Here is a 16,669-nt window from a genome sequence, read left to right as displayed (position 1 = left end):
TGCGACAGGAGGAGCACCACGATGAGGTTGGGACTGGCGGGCACCGGCCGGATCGGCACCGCGCACGCGGAGACGCTGAAGGGCTTCGACGAGGTCGAGTCGGTCGTGGTGGCCGACGTCGACGCCGCGCGGGCCGCTTCCGCCGCCGCGAAGCTCGGCGTCGAATCGGCTTCCCTCGACGGCCTGTTCGCGGCGGGGCTGGACGGGCTGGTCGTCACGGCGGCGACCGACGCGCACCCGGGCCTGATCATCGCGGCGGTCGACGCGGGCCTGCCGGTGTTCTGCGAGAAGCCGGTGGCCGCGGACATCCCGGGCACGCTGGCCGTCATCGACCGGATCGGGGCGTCGGACGTCCCGGTGCAGATCGGCTTCCAGCGCCGGTTCGACGCGGGCTACGCGGCGGCGCGGGCGGCGGTCGCGTCGGGCGAGCTGGGCTGGCTGCACACGCTGCGCGCGACGACGTTCGACCCGGCCCCGCCACCGGCGGAGTACGTCGCCCATTCGGGTGGCTTGTTCCGCGACTGCGGCGTCCACGACTTCGACATCATCCGCTGGGTCAGCGGCCGCGAGGTCGACGAGGTGTACGCGATCGGCGCGAACCGCGGTGAGCGGTTCTTCGCCGACGCGGGCGACGTCGACACGGCGGCGGCGACGCTGACCCTGGACGACGGCACGCTGGCCACGGTGTCGCTGACCCGCTACAACGGCGCGGGCTACGACGTGCGGCTCGACGTGCTGGGCTCGGTGGCGGGCGTCGTGGTCGGCCTGGACGACCGGTCGCCGCTGCGGTCGGTGGAGCCGGGTGTCGCTCCGCTGCCGGGGCCGCCGTACCCGGGTTTCATGGAGCGGTTCCGGCCGGCGTACACGACCGAGCTGCGGGCGTTCCTGGACGTCGTCGCGGGCCGGGCGCCTTCGCCGTGCGGCGCGGCCGACGCACTCGAAGCGTTCTACATCGCCGAAGCCTGCGAGGTCTCCCGTCGTGAGCGGCGTCCGGTGCGGCTGGCGGAGGTCAGGCGCTGAGCAGCTTGCGGACCGTGCGTTCCACCAGCGTGACGGCTTTCGGCGGGGGAGTGCGCCCGGTCGCGAGGTAGCGGTGGACGACCGCGCGCGGGATCTCGACGAGGGCGAGCACGACCTCCTCGTCGGTGCAGCCGGTCAGTGACGGCAGCCGCCGGGTGGCGTTCTTGAGGGCGTGCCGCAGGGCCGCCTCGTCCTTCGCCACGGCTTCCTTCGCTTCCGCCGACCAGCTTTCGGGGCTGAAGGCCGGCATGCCGGCGTCCAGGACGCGGCCGCCGTCGGGGTGTTCGCGGCACCAGTGCACGACGCTCGTCGCGGCCGCGACCGCCGCGTCGACACCGGCGGCGTCTGCGAGGGCGGCGGTGAACGTGTCCTGGAAGTCGCGCGCGGTGCGCTGCCACAGCCGCGCGAGGAGCGCCGCGCGGTCGGGGAAACGGTGGTAGATCGACCCGTTCGGCGCGCCGGCGGCCTTCGCGGTGGCGGCCATGGTGACGGCCCGCGCGCCGCCTTCGGCGAAGAGCCGGACGGCGGCGTCGAGGAACCGGTCTGTGGTGTACGTCGCGGGGCGGCCCATGTTGTAGAGGATATGCTCTAATACTTTCTGGAGGACAGTCTCCAGAAGGCGAGGACCCCGACATGGTCCGCAACGTGCACACCCGGCGGCTCCCGGCGTCCCGGCCGGAACTGGCCGCGCTGCTGGAAACGCTCGGCACCCGCGACGACCGCCTGTGGCCGGTGGCGGACTGGCCGCCGGCCCGCCTCGGCGGCCCGCGCGGCCCGGGCACGCCGGCCGGTCACGGCCCGGTGCGGTACGTGCTGGCGGAGGTGGCACCGGACCGCCTGCGGTTCCGCTTCACGGCCCCGGCCGGCGTGCACGGGTACCACGAGTTCTCGGCCGGCGACGGCAGGCTGACGCACGTGCTGTCGGCGTCGTTGCGCGGCTGGGCCCGGCTGAGCTGGCCGTTGTTCTTCCGTCCCCTGCACGACGCGCTGTTGGAGCAGCTGCTGGACCGGGCGGAGGAGGAGCTGACCGGCGGTGTCGCGGAGCCGGTCCGGTGGTCGCCGTACGTCCGGTTTCTCCGGCGGCTGGGGAAAGCCGGCTCGCGCCGAGCCCGGGTCGCCGCGAGGCCGCCGCTCAGGCCGTGACGCGCCAGTGCTCCACGATCCGGCCGTCGCGCAGGCGCTCGATCTGCATCTGCCGCGCCGGCTGGGGGCCGAAGCCGTGGACCAGCAGGTGCGCTGCCACGAACTCGCCGTCCTCCAGGAGGTGGACCTCCTCGAAACGCAGGTCCGGGGCCTGCCGCCGCAGGTCCTCGACGATCGGCTTCAGGCCCTCCGGGCCGGGCGGCAGGCCCGGCAGGCTCGGGCTGTGGTTGAGGTAGTCCGGCGCGATCAGCTCGTCGAACGCGGCGAGGTCGCCGCGGTTGAAGGCGGCCAGGTAACGGCGGACGATGTCGGTGTTGGTCATGTCCCCGAGGCAACCATCGTCCGGCGCGGGACGGAAATGCGCTGGACACCGCCACTTATGCTGAACACGTATGAATGACCTCGAGGCTTTCGTCGCCGTCGCCGAGGAACTGCACTTCGGCCGGGCCGCCGACCGGCTCGGCCGGACCCAGCCGTCCCTTTCGCGGGCCGTCGCCGGGCTCGAACGCGAACTCGGCGTCACGCTCTTCGACCGTTCGACCCGCAGCGTGGCGCTCACCCGGGCCGGCGCGGCGATGCTGCCGGACGCCCGCGCCGCCGTCGAAGCCGCGAAGGCCGCGAGACGCCGGGCGCAGCGGAACGGCGCCCTGGTCGTCGTGTCCAAACCGGACGGTGACGCCGGGCTCCTGCCCGGCATCCTCGCCGCCCTCGGCGAGCCGGCGGACCTGCTCTTCGCCGCCACCGGCGACGAAGCCGCCCGCATGCTCCGCGACGGCCGCGGTGACGTCGCCCTGATCCCGGCGCCGTTCGACCGCACCGGGCTGGACGTCGAGCCGGTCACCACCGAGCCGCGCGTCGCCGCCCAGCCGCGCGGCCGGGAAGCGGCGACGCTGCGCGAAGTGCTCGCCCGCCCGGCCGTGACGTGGCCCGGCGTCGACGACCGCCTCGACGCCTACTACCGCGCCCGCGATCCCCGGACCGTGCTCGCCGACCCGCCGCCCGCCCGGCTCGGCCCGCCGGCGAAGGACCTCGCCGAGGCGTTGCGGCTGGTCGAGCTGGGCCAGGCGGTGACGTTCCTCCCGAGGTCGGTGGCCCGCCGCTACCCGCGCGAAGGCATCGCCTACCGCGAGATCGACGGGCTCAGCGACGTGCGGTTGCAGGTGGCGTGGCCGTCGACGTCACGGTCACCGCGGGTCGCGGCGTTCGTGCGGACGGCGTTGCGCCAGTAGCGGCAGGATCTCGGTCCGGACGTACTCGAGCGCGTCCCGCGAAGGCAGGATGTGCGGCCCTTGCACGCACACGACGCCGTGCCGCGCCGCCGCGGCCGTGACGCGCTCCCGCAGGTCGCCGACCACGCCCGCGCCGAGCACGAGCGCGTCCACCACCCCCAGCCGGGCCAGTGCGGCTTCCTCCGAAGCGACGCCGTCCGCGGCGAGACCCGCCGCGGACAGCGCCGCCGTCACCCTCGAGACCGTGGCCGGGTTGCGGCCGAACAGCAGCACCTTCATGCCACCCAGCCTGGAACCTCGAGGGCACTCGAAGTCAAGCCAGTTCGAGCGTGGGGGAGTACATCTCGATCCAGTGGTAGAGGTCCAGCAGCCGGTCCAGGCCGATCCGCATCGCCGGGTCCATGGCCGCGGGGTCCACTTCGGACGCGCGGTGCGCCCAGCCGCGGTCGACCAGGCCGAACACCTGGTGGCCGGGCTCGCCGAGGACCTCCTTGACCTGCTGCTGCAGCGCGGCCGCGTAGCCCGGGTCCTGCGTCGACGGGTACGGGCTCTTCACCCGGTCGCGCACCGAGTCCGGCAGCACGTGCTTGGTCGCGTGCCGCAGGAGGCTCTTTTCGCGGCCGTCGAACGTCTTCAGCGACCACGGCGTGTTGTAGACGTACTCGACGAGCCGGTGGTCGCAGAACGGCACCCGGACCTCCAGGCCCACCGCCATCGACGCGCGGTCCTTGCGGTCGAGCAGCATCCGGACGAACCGGGTCAGGTGCAGGTGGCAGATCGTCCGCATCCGGGCTTCGCGCTCGGACTCGCCGTCCAGGTGCTCGACTTCGTCGACGGCGGACCGGTACTGGTCGCGGACGTAGGACTCCAAGTCCATCTTCCCCATCAGCTCGGGCGTGTAGATCGACGTCCGCTCGGTCATCATCGAGGTGCGGAAGGCGATCCACGGGAACATGTCCGCGTTCACCGAAGCCTCGTCGAAGAACCAGCGGTAGCCGCCGAACACCTCGTCGGCCGACTCGCCCGACAGCGCCACCGTCGACTCGCCGCGGATCGCCTTGAACAGCAGGTACAGCGACGTGTCCATGTCGCCGAGCCCGGCCGGGATGTCCCGCGCCCGCAGCACCGCGCGCCGCACCTCGGGGTCGGTCAGCTCGGCCGGGTTCAGCACGACGTCCTTGTGCGCCGAGCCGACCAGCTTCGCGACGTCGCGGACGAACGGCGAGTCCGCCGTGTCCCGCATCTCGTCCGGCTTGAAGTTCTCCTCCTGGCCGACGAAGTCGACGGAGAACGTCCGCAGCCGTTCACCCTGCTCGGCCAGCCGCGCGGCGGCGAGGCCGGTGACGGCGCTGGAGTCGAGCCCGCCCGAGAGCAGCACGCAGCGCGGGACGTCCGCGACGAGCTGCCGGTTCACGATGTCGGTCATCAGCTCGCGCACGCGGGCGACCGTGGTCTCCTGGTCGTCGGTGTGCTGCTTCGCGTCGAGCTTCCAGTAGGTGCGGGTGCGGATGCCCTCGCGGGACACGGTGACGATCGTGCCCGGCCGGACCTCCTCCATGCCCTTCCACAGCGACCAGCCCGGCCGCTTGGTGAAGGCCATCAGCTCGCGGAGGCCGTCGGTGTCGACCACCTTCGCCGCCAGCGGGTTGGCGAGGATGGCCTTCGGCTCGGACCCGAACAGGACCCCGTCGCGGGTGGGGTAGTAGTAGAACGGCTTGATGCCCATCCGGTCGCGGATCATGACGAGCCGGTCGTCGCGCTCGTCCCAGATCGCGAAGGCGTACATGCCGTTGAGGTGGTCGACGACCTCGTCGCCCCACTGCAGGTAGCCGTGCAGGACGACCTCGGTGTCGCTGTCGGTCTCCCACGTGTGCCCGAGCTTCGTCAGCTCTTCCTTGAGTTCGGTGAAGTTGTAGGCCTCACCGCTGTAGACCATCGCGATGTCGCCGTTGGGCGTGTGCACCGACATCGGCTGACGGCCGCCGGGCAGGTCGATGATGGCCAGGCGCCGGTGCCCCAGCGCGACGTGCGTACGCACCCAGGTGCCTTCGTCGTCCGGTCCGCGGCAGGCCATGGTCTCCGTCATGGCGCCGACCACGTCCCGGCGGCGGGTCAGGTCGGCGTCGTAGGAAACCCAGCCGGCGATACCGCACATGGGGAACCCCTCTCTCCGAATTGCTTAGCCGATACAACTATCGGTAACTCAGGTGTAACACGCCCCCAAGATCTTGTCTGCCCGAATTGCACGTTCCGCACCTGTTCGGTCACGCGGTGTGTCGCGGGTCACTAACCAACTGCATACCGTGAGTGTCCGGCAAACGCTTGCGTGACCGCCGCCACCAGCCGTCAAGACGGCGTAAATGCGTGTCGGGAACGCATCAAGGCGCCGTCATCCGCAGGTCGTGACGCGGTTCCGGAGCCGCACAGTGAACGGCGTCCGGTCACCGAACCCGGTGACCCGTCTTGAGAGGTGCCTGTGGCCGACTTGCTCTACGCCGTGCTGCTGATCGGCGTTTTCGTGGTCCTCGCGCTGGTGCTGCGCGGGCTGGAGAAGCTGTGAGCGGCGCGGGAACCGTGGCCAACGTCGCCGGCGGGCTGCTGGCGCTCGGTCTGCTCGGCTACCTGTTCGTCGCCCTGACCAGGCCGGAGAAATTCTGATGTCCGACACGACGGCCGGGCTCGTCCAGCTCGGCCTCCTGCTCGCCGCCCTCGCCGCGGTCTACCGGCCGCTGGGCGACTACCTGGCGCGCGTCTTCTCCACCGAGAAGCACCTCAAGCTGGAAAAGGGCCTGTACAAGGTCTTCCGCGTCGACCCGGACTCCGGGCAGCGGTGGCCGGCCTACGCCGCGGGCGTGCTCGGCTTCTCGTTCGTCTCCGTCGTCCTGCTCTACCTGCTGCAGCGGTGGCAGCCGCTGCTGCCGTGGAGCCTCGGCCGCGGCCCGGTGAGCCCCGGCGTCGCGTTCAACACGGCGATCTCGTTCGTCACCAACACGAACTGGCAGTCCTACGTCCCCGAGACGACGATGGGCCACTTCGTGCAGATGGCCGGGCTGACCGTGCAGAACTTCCTGTCGGCCGGCGTCGGCCTGGCCGTGGCCATCGCCGTGACACGGGGGTTCGTGCGGGCGAAGACCGACCGGCTCGGCAACTTCTGGGTGGACCTCACCCGCGGCACGATCCGCGTGCTGCTGCCGATGGCGTTCGTGTTCGCGCTCGTGCTGGTCGCGCTCGGCGTGGTGCAGAGCCTGAAGGCGGGCATCGCCGTGACGAACCCGGACGGCAGCCACGGCACCATCGCCCTCGCCCCGGCCGCGAGCCAGGAGGCGATCAAGGAACTGGGCACCAACGGCGGCGGCGTCTTCAACGCCAACTCCGCGCACCCGTTCGAAAACCCCGACGCCTGGACGAACCTCGTCGAGCTGTTCCTCATCCTGGTGCTCCCGGTCAGCCTGACCCGCGCGTTCGGCACGCTGGTCGGCAACCGCCGCCAGGGGTACGTCCTGCTGAGCGTGATGGGCCTGCTGTGGGCCGCGTCGCTGGCGATCATCTGGTTCTCCGAGGCCGAGGCGAGCAACCCGGCCGCGCTGGCCGCCGGCGCCAGCACGGAAGGCAAGGAACAGCGGTTCGGCATCGGGGCGACGTCGATCTTCGCCGACACGACCACCGGCACGTCGACCGGCGCGGTGAACGGCGCCCACGACAGCCTGTCCGGCCTCGGCGGCGGGGGACCGCTGCTCAACATGCTCTACGGCGAGATCTCGCCCGGCGGCGTCGGCACCGGGCTCTACGGCATCCTCGTCATGGCGATCATCGCGATGTTCCTGGCCGGGCTGATGGTCGGGCGCACCCCCGAGTACCTGGGCAAGAAGCTCGGCAAGCGCGAGGTCACCTGCGCCGCCGTCGCCATGCTGGCGATGCCCACGGTCGTGCTCCTCGGCTCCGGGATCGCGTTGCTGCTGCCGGGCACCGCGGGCGCGCTCGGCAACGGCGGCGCGCACGGCCTGTCCGAGATCCTCTACGGCTACGCGTCCACCGGCAACAACAACGGCAGCGCGTTCGGCGGGCTGACCGCGACGAACGACTGGTTCCAGTCCTCGTTCGGCGTCGCCATGGCGTTCGGCCGGTTCGTGCCGATCCTCGCCGTGCTCTGCCTGGCCGGTTCCCTGGCCGCGCAACGCACGGTGCCCGAAACCGCCGGCACCCTGCCGACCACCGGACCGCTCTTCGCCACCCTGCTCACCGGCACGGTGGTGCTCGTCGCGGCCCTCACGTTCATCCCGGCGCTCGCGCTCGGGCCCATCGCGGAGGCACTCGCATGACCGTCACCGACGAACGACCGCAGGTGGCTCCCGCCGGGCACCGGAGCCGGGTGGGCGCCGGGGTGTTCAGCCCCCGCCAGCTCTGGATTTCGCTGCCGGAAGCGCTGCGGAAGCTGAACCCGAAGCACCAGCTCGGCAACCCGGTGATGTTCGTGGTGTGGGTGGGGTCCGCGCTGACCACCGTCTTCGCCGTCACGGACCCGAGCGTGTTCACGGTCCTGATCGCCGTCTGGCTGTGGTTCACGGTCCTGTTCGCCAACCTCGCCGAGGCCGTCGCCGAAGGGCGCGGCAAGGCGCAGGCCGAAAGCCTGCGGCGGGCGAAGCAGGAGACCGTCGCCCGCCGGCTCACCGAAACCGGCGAGGAGCGGGTGCCCGGCGCCGACCTGAAGATCGGTGACCTCGTCGTCGTCGAGGCGGGCCAGGTGATCCCGGGTGACGGCGACGTCGTCGAGGGCATCGCGACCGTCGACGAGTCGGCCATCACCGGCGAGTCGGCCCCGGTCATCCGCGAGTCCGGCGGCGACCGGAGCGCCGTCACCGGCGGCACGACCGTGCTGTCCGACCGGATCGTCGTGAAGATCACCACGAAACCCGGTGAGTCCTTCGTGGACCGCATGATCGCGTTGGTGGAGGGCGCGGCGCGGCAGAAGACGCCGAACGAGATCGCGCTGACGATCCTGCTCTCGACGCTGACGATCATCTTCCTGCTCGCCGTCGTCGCGTTGCAGCCGATGGCCCGCTACTCCGGGGCCGAGCAGCCGGTGATCGTGCTGACCGCCCTGCTGGTGTGCCTGATCCCCACGACCATCGGCGCGCTGCTGAGCGCCATCGGCATCGCGGGCATGGACCGGCTGGTGCAGCGCAACGTCCTGGCGACGAGCGGCCGCGCGGTCGAGGCCGCGGGCGACGTCTCGACGCTGCTGCTCGACAAGACCGGCACCATCACCTTCGGCAACCGGCGCGCCACCGAGCTGATCCCGGTCGGCACGTCCACCCGGGACGAGCTGGCCCGCGCCGCCCGGCTGGCCAGCCTGGCCGACGAGACCCCGGAAGGACGCAGTGTCGTCGAGCTGACGCCGGACCACGCGGGCCAGGACGAACGCGGCGAGTTCGTCCCGTTCACCGCGCAGACCCGGATGAGCGGGCTCGACCTCGGCGGCAGGCGGATCCGCAAGGGCGCGGCGAGCGCGGTGCGCGACTGGGTGCTCGGCAACGGCGGCGAATTCCCCGCGGAGACCACCAGGGTCGTCGACGAGATCGGCGCGCAGGGCGGCACGCCGCTCGTCGTCGCCGAAGACACGGTGGTCCGCGGCGTGATCCGGCTTTCCGACGTCGTCAAGCCGGGCATGAAGGAGCGCTTCGCCGAGCTGCGCTCGATGGGCATCAAGACGGTGATGATCACCGGCGACAACCCGCTCACCGCGAAGGCCATCGCCGCCGACGCCGGCGTCGACGACTTCCTCGCCGAGGCCAAGCCCGAAGACAAGATGGCGCTGATCAAGCGGGAGCAGGAAGGCGGGCGGCTGGTCGCGATGACCGGCGACGGCACCAACGACGCCCCGGCGCTCGCGCAGGCGGACGTCGGCGTCGCGATGAACACCGGCACCTCGGCCGCCAAGGAGGCCGGGAACATGGTCGACCTCGACAGCGACCCGACCAAGCTGATCGAGATCGTCGGGATCGGCAAGCAGCTGCTGATCACCCGCGGCGCGCTCACCACCTTCAGCGTCGCCAACGACCTGGCCAAGTACTTCGCGATCCTGCCCGCGATGTTCACCGGCATCCACGCCCAGCTGGGCGGGCTGAACATCATGCACCTGGCCACGCCGAAGTCGGCGATCCTCTCGGCCGTGATCTTCAACGCGCTGATCATCGTCGTGCTGATCCCGCTGGCGCTGCGGGGCGTGCGGTACAAGCCGTCGTCGGCGTCCGCGCTGCTGCGCCGCAACCTGCTCGTCTACGGCCTCGGCGGGATCGTCAGCCCGTTCCTCGGGATCTGGCTGATCGACCTGCTCGTCCGTCTCATCCCCGGAATCGGGTGAAGTCCGTGCACACGCTCGTCAAGCAAACCTGGGCGGGGCTGCGCGTCCTGCTCGTCATGACCGTCCTGCTCGGGATCCTCTACCCGCTCGCCGTGTGGGCGGTCGCTCGGATTCCCGGCCTGGAATCGAACGCCGAAGGCTCGGTCGTCACGCGGAACGGGCAGGCCGTGGGGTCGTCGCTGATCGGCGTCGACCCGGTGCCCGCCGACCCGGCGCACGACCCGTGGTTCCACACGCGGCCTTCGGCGGTCACCCCCGGAATGCCGTCCGGTGCGTCCAACAAGGGCCCCTACAACGAGGATCTCGTGAACGCGATCCGGGAGCGGCGTGACGTGGTCGCGCGACGCGAAGGCGTGTCACCCGGCCAGGTGCCGCCGGACGCCGTCACCGCGTCCGGTTCGGGGCTCGACCCGGCGATCAGCGTGGCCTACGCCGAGCTGCAGGCCGCGCGCGTCGCCCGGAACACCGGCGTGCCCCTCGACCGGGTGAAGCAGCTGATCGAGCAGAACACGAGCGGAGCCGGGATCGGTGTCCCCGGCGTGACTGTGCTCCCGCTCAACTTGGCCGTGCAAGCCGCGGCCGGAGGGGCACACTGACACCGTGACCACGGAAAACACGTCGCCGAAGCCGCGTCGCGGTGAGCTGAGGATCTACCTCGGCGCGGCTCCCGGCGTCGGCAAGACCTTCGCCATGCTCGGCGAGGCGCGGCGGCGGCTCGACCGCGGCACCGACGTCGTCGTCGGCCTGGTGGAGACGCACGGCCGGGCCAAGACGGCCGAGCTGCTCGAAGGACTCGAGATCGTTCCGCGACGGCGGGCCGGCCACCGCGGCCGCGAGTTCGAGGAGATGGACCTCGACGCCGTCCTGGCCCGCGCGCCGGAGGTCGCGGTCGTCGACGAGCTCGCCCACACGAACGTGCCGGGCTCCCGCAACGCCAAGCGCTGGCAGGACGTCGAGGAACTGCTGGAAGCGGGCATCGACGTGCTGTCCACGGTCAACGTGCAGCACCTGCAGAGCCTCAACGACGTCGTCGAGCGGATCACCGGGGTCACCCAGCAGGAGACCGTGCCCGACGAGGTCGTCCGCCGCGCCGAGCAGCTGGAGCTGGTCGACATCACCCCCGAGGCGCTGCGGCGGCGGCTGGCGCACGGCAACGTCTACCCGGCCGAGCGGATCGACGCCGCGCTCGGCAACTACTTCCGGCCCGGCAACCTCACCGCGCTGCGCGAGCTGGCGCTGCTGTGGGTGGCCGACCAGGTCGACGTCGCCTTGCAGCGCTACCGCGCCGAGCAGCGCATCACCGATACGTGGGAGGCACGCGAACGCGTCGTCGTCTCGGTCACCGGCGGCCCGGAGAGCGAGACGCTGATCCGCCGCGCCAGCCGCATCGCCACCCGCGCGGGCGCGGAGCTGCAGGTCGTGCACATCCTGCGTGGCGACGGCCTGTCCGGGCTCGGGCCCGCCGCGATCGCCCGCTGCCGGACCCTCGCCGAAGAGGTCGGCGCCACGTTCCACACCGTCGTCGGCGACGACGTGCCGACCGCGCTGCTGGACTTCGCCCGCGGGGTCAACGCCACCCAGCTGGTGATCGGCACTTCGCGGCGCTCGCGCGTGGCGCGGCTGTTCGACGAGGGCATCGGCGCTTCGGTGGTCCGCCAGTCGGGGCCGATCGACGTGCACATGGTCACCCATTCCGAGGCGGGCGGGCGGCTGCGGGCACGGCTGAGCGCGAGCCCGCTGGGACTCTCGCGGCTGGTGGCGGGCTGGGTGCTCGGCGTCGCGCTGCCGGTGCTGGTGACGGCGATCGGCGTGTTCCTGCCGGGCGGCCTCGACTTCGCCACCGACGTCATCTCCTACGTGCTGGCCACCGTGATCGTGGCGCTGGTCGGTGGCCTCGGCCCGGCGCTGGTCGCGGCCGTGCTCGGGGCCGGCCTGCTCAACTTCTTCTTCACCCCGCCGCTGTACACGCTCAACGTGCACACCCCGCAGAACCTGGTGACGCTGATCGCGATGGTCGTCGTCGCGGTGCTCGTGGCGCTGGTCGTCGACCAGGCCGCGCGCCGGGCCACGCAGGCGGCGCGGGCGCGGACCGAGGCGGCGCTGCTCGCCTCCTACGCCCGGACCGTGCTGACCCACGCGAGCCCGATCGAGCGGCTGCTGGCGAAGGTCCGGGAGAACTTCGCGCTGACGTCGGTGACGCTGCTGGAAAAGCGGGAGGGCGAGTGGCGGCGCGTCGCGACCGCGGGGGAGCACCCGTGCGCCGACCCGGACGAGGCGGACGTCGACATCGCCGTCACCGCCGACGTGCACCTGACGCTGCGCGGGCGCGCGTTGCCGGCGGCCGACCGGCGGGTGCTGGAGGCCGTGGCCGGGCAGGCGCTGCTGGCCCTGCGCCAGCAGCGGGCGGCCGCCGCCGCGGCGCGCGCCGAGCGCAAGGCCGAGGCGACCGAGCTGCGCACGACGCTGCTCTCGGCCGTCGGGCACGACCTGCGCACGCCGCTGACGTCGATCAAGGCGGCGGTCGGCAGCCTGCGCGCGCCCGACCTCGCACTGTCCGAAGCGGACACCGCGGAGCTGATGGAGGCGATCGAGGTGTCCGCCGACCGGCTGGCCGGGCTGATCGACAACCTGCTCGACTCGTCGCGGCTGGCCACCGGGGCGGTGCGCCCGCACCTGCGCCCGGTCGGCTACGACGAGGTCGTCGCGCACGCCTTGTCCAATGTGGACAGCTCCGAGGCGGTCGAGGTGGCGGTCGACGACCGGCTCCCGTCCGTGCTCGCCGACCCCGGGCTCCTGGAGCGGGTGGTGGCGAACGTGCTGGACAACGCCCTGCGCCACGGCGGCGGTCCGGTGTCGGCGCGGGCCAGCGCCCACTCGGGCCAGGTCGAGCTGCGGATCGTCGACCACGGCAAGGGCCTGCGCAAGGGCGCGGCGGACTCGGCGTTCACGCCGTTCCAGCGTCTCGGCGGCGACCGGGACACGACACCGGGTGTCGGGCTGGGGCTTTCGGTGGCGAAGGGGTTCACCGAGGCGATGGGCGGCACGATCCGGGCCGAGGACACGCCGGGCGGCGGCCTGACGGTCGTGGTGTCGCTGCCCGCGTTCAGCGCCGAGCCGGCGAAGGAGGGGGCGCGATGAGCGACCGGGGTGCCACCGTGCTGGTGGTGGACGACGAGCCGCAGATCGTGCGGGCGCTGCGGATCAACCTGAACGCCCGCGGCTACAAGGTGATCACGGCGCACGACGGGACGGCCGCGCTGAAGGCGGTCGCCGAGACGAAGCCGGACGTCGTCGTGCTCGACCTGGGCCTGCCGGACCTCGACGGCACGGAGGTGATCGCGGGCCTGCGCGGCTGGACGACGGTCCCGATCATCGTGCTGTCGGCCCGCGGCGACTCGGCGGACAAGGTCCAGGCCCTCGACGCCGGCGCGGACGACTACGTGACGAAACCGTTCGGCATGGACGAGCTGCTGGCCCGCCTCCGAGCGGCGGTCCGCCGCTCGGCGGTGTCGGGCGCGGAGGGCGCGGAGGCGGTGGTGGACACGTCGTCGTTCACGGTGGATTTGGCGGCGAAGAAGGTCCGCCGCCACGACGGCGTGGAGGTCCACCTGACGAAGACGGAGTGGGGCGTGCTGGAGCTGCTGGTCCGCAACCGCGGCCGCCTGGTGGCGCAGAAGCAGCTGCTGCGCGAGGTCTGGGGCCCGACGTACGAGACGGAGTCCCACTACCTGCGGGTGTACCTGGCCCAGCTGCGCCGCAAGCTGGAGCCGGAGCCGTCACGGCCCCGGCACCTGCTCACCGAACCCGGCATGGGCTACCGCTTCGAGATCTAGTGTCGCGCGTCGCCGGTCCTGCTCGTGAACCTTTCGGCACTAGAACCAGAACGTCGGCTGGTCGATCCCGAACCGCAGCTTGGCGTACCGCTTCGAAGCCGCGGCCGAGAAGTAGATGTGCTGGGATGCCGCGTGGAGGTCGCGGAAGCAGCGCTGGATCGGCTGGTCCGCGTGCAGCGCGCCGGCGCCCGCGAAGCCGAACGCGATGTTCACCGCGCTGAGCGCCGCGCGCATCGCCTGCTGGGTCGCCAGCAGGAACTGGCCGCGCCGGCGCACGTCCGGGACGTCGCCCGCGCACGCCGTGTCCCACAGCGCGCCCAGCGCCTCGAAGACGAACGCCCGTGCCGAGCGCAGCCGGCCTTCGGCGCGGGTCAGCGCCACCTGGACGTCGCCGTCCTCGGCGAGCGGGCTCGGGCTCGGCGGGCGGAACTTCGCCGGCGCGAACGCGGTGAACTCGTCGAGCGCCCGCCGCGCGATGCCGAGCGGGATGCCCGCGAACATCGCGCCCACCAGCGTGAAGAACGGGAACCGCCACAGCGGTCCGTCGTGGCGCGCCGGCTGGGTGAACGGTGAGATCGTGTGCTCCTCCGGCACCACCGTCTCGATCACGACGTCGTGACTGCCGGTGCCGCGCAGCCCGCTGACGTCCCAGTTCTCGATCACCCGCACCGCCGCGGCCGGGACCACGGCCAGCCGCCAGTCCCGCGGGTCGCCGCCGGCGAAGGCGCCGTTGAAGAACAGGTCCGTGTGCGGGCTGCCGCTGCAGAAGCTCCACCGGCCGCCGAACGTGAACTTCCCGGTGCCGTCGGGGGTCAGCCGCCCCATCGGCGCGAAGACGCCGCCGCCGATCGGGTCCGGGACGCCCGCCACGAGCTCGGCGGCGACGTCCGGCGCGAGCCAGGCGAGGAACGACGAGGCGTTGCCGATGGTGATCGTCCAGCCCGCCGAGCCGTCCGCGCGGGCGAGTTCCTCGATCACTTCGACGATCGTGGCGGCCGGCAGCTCCCGCCCGCCCAGCGCGCGGGGCGTCGCCAGCCGGAACAACCCGGCCGAGCGCGCCCGCTCGACCAGGTCGCGTGGCAGCGTCTGGAGCTCTTCCGCTTCGGCGGCCCGCGCGCTCAGCTCGGGAGCGAGCTCCCGCGCGGCGGTGACGGCGTCGGTCGTGGCTTGTCCCATCATGGTCAGCGCCCCCTCAGGGTGTCATGATAGATGGACGTCTATTGGATAGAGGAGTCTCTACTCAAATGGCCGATCCTGTCAAGCGGCGTTACGACACTTCGCGCCGCCAAGAGCAGGCACGCGAAAACCGCCGCCGGATCCTGGCCGCGGCGTCGGGGCTCTTCCGGGAGAAGGGGTACGCGGGCACGGCGATGCCCGAAGTGGCGAAGGCCGCCGGTGTCGCGGTGCAGACCGTCTACAAGGCGTTCGCCAGCAAGGCGGTCCTGCTCAAGGCGGTGTTCGACGTGACGGTCGCCGGCGACGACGAAGACATCCCCATCGCGGGCCGCGACTTCATCGCGGCGATCCAGGCCGAGCCGGACGCCGCCCGCAAGATCGAGATGTACCTCGAGCACCTCGCCGGCTCGGCGCCTGCGGTGTGGCCGGTCCAGCTGCTCGCCCGCGACGCGGCCGCCGCCGACCCCGGGGCCGCCGAGGTGTGGGCCCAGATGCGCCAGGAGATGCTCACGGCGATGACGTACTTCTCGGCCGACCTGATGGCGACCGGCCAGATCAAGCCGGGCCTCACCGCCGAAGACGTCCGCGACGTCCTGTGGACCTACCACGCCCCGGAGCAGTACGAGCTGCTCTGCCTGGAGCGCGGCTGGTCACCGGAGCGTTACGGGAAGTTCCTGCGCGACGCGATCGTCGCGGCGATCCTGGCCTGACGCGGCGCGTGGCTCACTGCGCGTGCGTGGTGCTCCCCGAGGCACTGGGCGCGGTGGTCGGCGAGCCGCCCGTGCTGGAGCTGCCGCCCGTGGTCGGGGTCGACGACGGCGACGGGTCGGGCGTTGTCGCGGGGTCGGTCGAGGGGGACGGCTTCGTGCTCGTGTCGCTCGGCGGCTTCGGGTTCTGGCTCGACTGCTGCTGCGGCGGCGGGGTGCCACCGCCCGTGTCGCTGCGCGGCGGCGGCGGCGGGGGCGGGGGCGCCTGGGTGACGAACGTGGTGGTCGTCTTGCCGTCCGGGCTCACCGACACCAGCGTGGTCGGGGCGCTGGACGACGTCGGCGCCGACGGGGTCGTCGGCACGCTGCCGGCCGTCGACGGGCCGGCCGTGGAGGGGGTGTTCCGGACCGTCTGCAGGCCTGCTTGCGAGGTGCCCTGGCCGCCGGTGCCGCCGGTGCCGCCCGCGGTGGTGGCCGGGTCCGGGCCGGCGAGCTCGGCGACGGCGGCGAACGCGGTCGCGACCACCAGCCCGGCCACCCCGAGCACGACGTACCCGGTGCGGTTCGGTTTGCTGCTCTTCGGTGGCGCGGTGTCGATCCTGGTCGCGTGCCGGCTCGAGGCGGACCCGTCGGGGCGGGGCATTGCAGGCTCCTCGGGGGTTCGGGGAGGAAGGCGCGGTGTGAGGCCGGTGAATCGATCACCGCCTCCCCGGGCGGGGGAACCCGGGGGGAGGACCTCGGCGGCGAGGTTATCACCGTCGGTGCCGCATTCGCCCAGGTAGTGGCCCTGTGCGATCACTGTGCGCAGTCGGAGAGCCCGGAAAGGATGAGGACGTGAGTGAGGAAGAAACGAACATCCGGTTGACGGCGTGGGTGCACGGCCGGGTGCAGGGAGTCGGTTTCCGCTGGTGGACCCGCAGCCGGGCGCTGGAACTGGGTCTGGTCGGCAGTGCGCGCAACATGCCCGACGGGCGTGTCGAGGTCATAGCGGAGGGTGATCGCGACCACTGTGAGCGGTTGCTCGCCGCGCTTCGGTCCGGAGAATCACCCGGAAGTGTGGACCACGTCGTCGAGCGCTGGTCGGACCCGAAAGGCGGGCTGACCGGCTTCGCCGAGCGGTAGCCGCGCCGAGAGGGGGCGCGTCCGGCGGTCCCCGGACACCCCCAGGTAGCCTGGGACGATTGAAACGCCAGTCATCGC

The 16,669-nt window shown here is 72.2% G+C and carries 17 protein-coding genes; 11 read left to right on the top strand and 6 right to left on the bottom strand.

What is annotated here, in order from left to right:
• Positions 1-21 precede the first annotated feature (21 nt).
• Positions 22-1,020 (top strand): Gfo/Idh/MocA family protein, encoded by a 999-nt coding sequence (locus BT341_RS39155; protein ID WP_177329003.1) that lies wholly within the window; start codon positions 22-24, stop codon positions 1,018-1,020.
• Here the strand turns inward: BT341_RS39155 and BT341_RS39150 are convergent.
• The gene (locus tag BT341_RS39150) at positions 1,010-1,591 is read right to left on the bottom strand and encodes a TetR/AcrR family transcriptional regulator (RefSeq protein WP_072481020.1); all 582 of its coding nucleotides are present in this window, start codon (positions 1,589-1,591) and stop codon (positions 1,010-1,012) included. The genes BT341_RS39155 and BT341_RS39150 overlap by 11 nt on opposite strands.
• Positions 1,592-1,653: 62 nt before the next feature.
• Here BT341_RS39150 and BT341_RS39145 point away from each other — a divergent pair, with 62 nt between their 5' ends.
• Complete coding sequence (locus BT341_RS39145) at positions 1,654-2,163, top strand: hypothetical protein (RefSeq protein WP_072481019.1); 510 nt, start codon at positions 1,654-1,656, stop codon at positions 2,161-2,163.
• On the opposite strand, the gene BT341_RS39140 is transcribed toward BT341_RS39145, so the two are convergent.
• On the bottom strand, positions 2,153-2,485 hold the full coding sequence (locus BT341_RS39140; RefSeq protein WP_072481018.1) for an ester cyclase: 333 nt from the start codon (positions 2,483-2,485) through the stop codon (positions 2,153-2,155). The two genes, BT341_RS39145 and BT341_RS39140, sit on opposite strands and share 11 nt — an antisense overlap.
• Before the next feature lie 70 nt (positions 2,486-2,555).
• On the opposite strand from BT341_RS39140, the gene BT341_RS39135 reads away from it, so the two are divergent.
• Positions 2,556-3,392: a LysR family transcriptional regulator gene (locus tag BT341_RS39135; protein ID WP_072481017.1), complete on the top strand. Its 837-nt coding sequence runs from the start codon at positions 2,556-2,558 to the stop codon at positions 3,390-3,392.
• Here BT341_RS39135 and BT341_RS39130 read toward each other — a convergent pair.
• A complete protein-coding gene (locus tag BT341_RS39130; protein ID WP_072481016.1) occupies positions 3,348-3,671 on the bottom strand; it encodes a hypothetical protein in 324 nt (107 codons plus the stop codon). The genes BT341_RS39135 and BT341_RS39130 overlap by 45 nt on opposite strands.
• Positions 3,672-3,705: 34 nt before the next feature.
• On the bottom strand, positions 3,706-5,547 hold the full coding sequence (asnB, locus tag BT341_RS39125) for an asparagine synthase (glutamine-hydrolyzing) (RefSeq protein ID WP_072481015.1): 1,842 nt from the start codon (positions 5,545-5,547) through the stop codon (positions 3,706-3,708).
• Between the two features lie 401 nt (positions 5,548-5,948).
• Between asnB and kdpF the strand changes: the two genes are divergently transcribed.
• Genes kdpF through BT341_RS39095 form a run of 6 tightly spaced genes read left to right on the top strand, consistent with a single transcriptional unit; the run spans position 5,949 to position 13,586 of the window.
• Positions 5,949-6,050, top strand: a complete 102-nt coding sequence (gene kdpF, locus BT341_RS39120; protein ID WP_072481014.1) for a K(+)-transporting ATPase subunit F — start codon at positions 5,949-5,951, stop codon at positions 6,048-6,050.
• On the top strand, positions 6,050-7,711 hold the full coding sequence (kdpA, locus tag BT341_RS39115; RefSeq protein ID WP_072481013.1) for a potassium-transporting ATPase subunit KdpA: 1,662 nt from the start codon (positions 6,050-6,052) through the stop codon (positions 7,709-7,711). The genes kdpF and kdpA overlap by 1 nt, the downstream gene beginning before the upstream one ends.
• Complete coding sequence (gene kdpB, locus BT341_RS39110; protein ID WP_072481012.1) at positions 7,708-9,753, top strand: potassium-transporting ATPase subunit KdpB; 2,046 nt, start codon at positions 7,708-7,710, stop codon at positions 9,751-9,753. The genes kdpA and kdpB overlap by 4 nt, the downstream gene beginning before the upstream one ends.
• A 5-nt stretch (positions 9,754-9,758) precedes the next feature.
• Entirely contained in the window at positions 9,759-10,349 is a 591-nt protein-coding gene (locus BT341_RS39105) for a potassium-transporting ATPase subunit C (protein WP_072482423.1), read from the top strand.
• Positions 10,350-10,353: 4 nt separating this feature from the next.
• The gene (locus BT341_RS39100; RefSeq protein WP_072481011.1) at positions 10,354-12,891 is read left to right on the top strand and encodes a sensor histidine kinase; all 2,538 of its coding nucleotides are present in this window, start codon (positions 10,354-10,356) and stop codon (positions 12,889-12,891) included.
• Positions 12,888-13,586: a response regulator gene (locus tag BT341_RS39095; protein WP_072481010.1), complete on the top strand. Its 699-nt coding sequence runs from the start codon at positions 12,888-12,890 to the stop codon at positions 13,584-13,586. Before BT341_RS39100 ends, BT341_RS39095 begins: the two co-directional genes overlap by 4 nt.
• Positions 13,587-13,625: 39 nt before the next feature.
• Here BT341_RS39095 and BT341_RS39090 read toward each other — a convergent pair whose 3' ends face one another.
• A complete protein-coding gene (locus tag BT341_RS39090; protein WP_072481009.1) occupies positions 13,626-14,765 on the bottom strand; it encodes an acyl-CoA dehydrogenase family protein in 1,140 nt (379 codons plus the stop codon).
• 65 nt (positions 14,766-14,830) lie between these two features.
• On the opposite strand from BT341_RS39090, the gene BT341_RS39085 reads away from it, so the two are divergent.
• Positions 14,831-15,472, top strand: coding sequence for a TetR/AcrR family transcriptional regulator (locus BT341_RS39085; protein ID WP_072481008.1), 642 nt, complete (start codon positions 14,831-14,833; stop codon positions 15,470-15,472).
• A gap of 13 nt (positions 15,473-15,485) precedes the next feature.
• On the opposite strand, the gene BT341_RS45775 is transcribed toward BT341_RS39085, so the two are convergent.
• On the bottom strand, positions 15,486-16,112 hold the full coding sequence (locus tag BT341_RS45775; RefSeq protein ID WP_177329002.1) for a hypothetical protein: 627 nt from the start codon (positions 16,110-16,112) through the stop codon (positions 15,486-15,488).
• A gap of 191 nt (positions 16,113-16,303) precedes the next feature.
• Here BT341_RS45775 and BT341_RS39075 point away from each other — a divergent pair, with 191 nt between their 5' ends.
• The gene (locus BT341_RS39075; RefSeq protein ID WP_072481007.1) at positions 16,304-16,591 is read left to right on the top strand and encodes an acylphosphatase; all 288 of its coding nucleotides are present in this window, start codon (positions 16,304-16,306) and stop codon (positions 16,589-16,591) included.
• Positions 16,592-16,669 lie beyond the last annotated feature (78 nt).

Origin of the sequence: Amycolatopsis australiensis (assembly GCF_900119165.1) — a bacterium.
In the GTDB taxonomy this organism is placed as follows: domain Bacteria; phylum Actinomycetota; class Actinomycetes; order Mycobacteriales; family Pseudonocardiaceae; genus Amycolatopsis; species Amycolatopsis australiensis.
The sequence above is the reverse complement of the archived record's forward strand: the minus strand, read 5'-3'. Positions and strand labels throughout refer to the sequence as shown.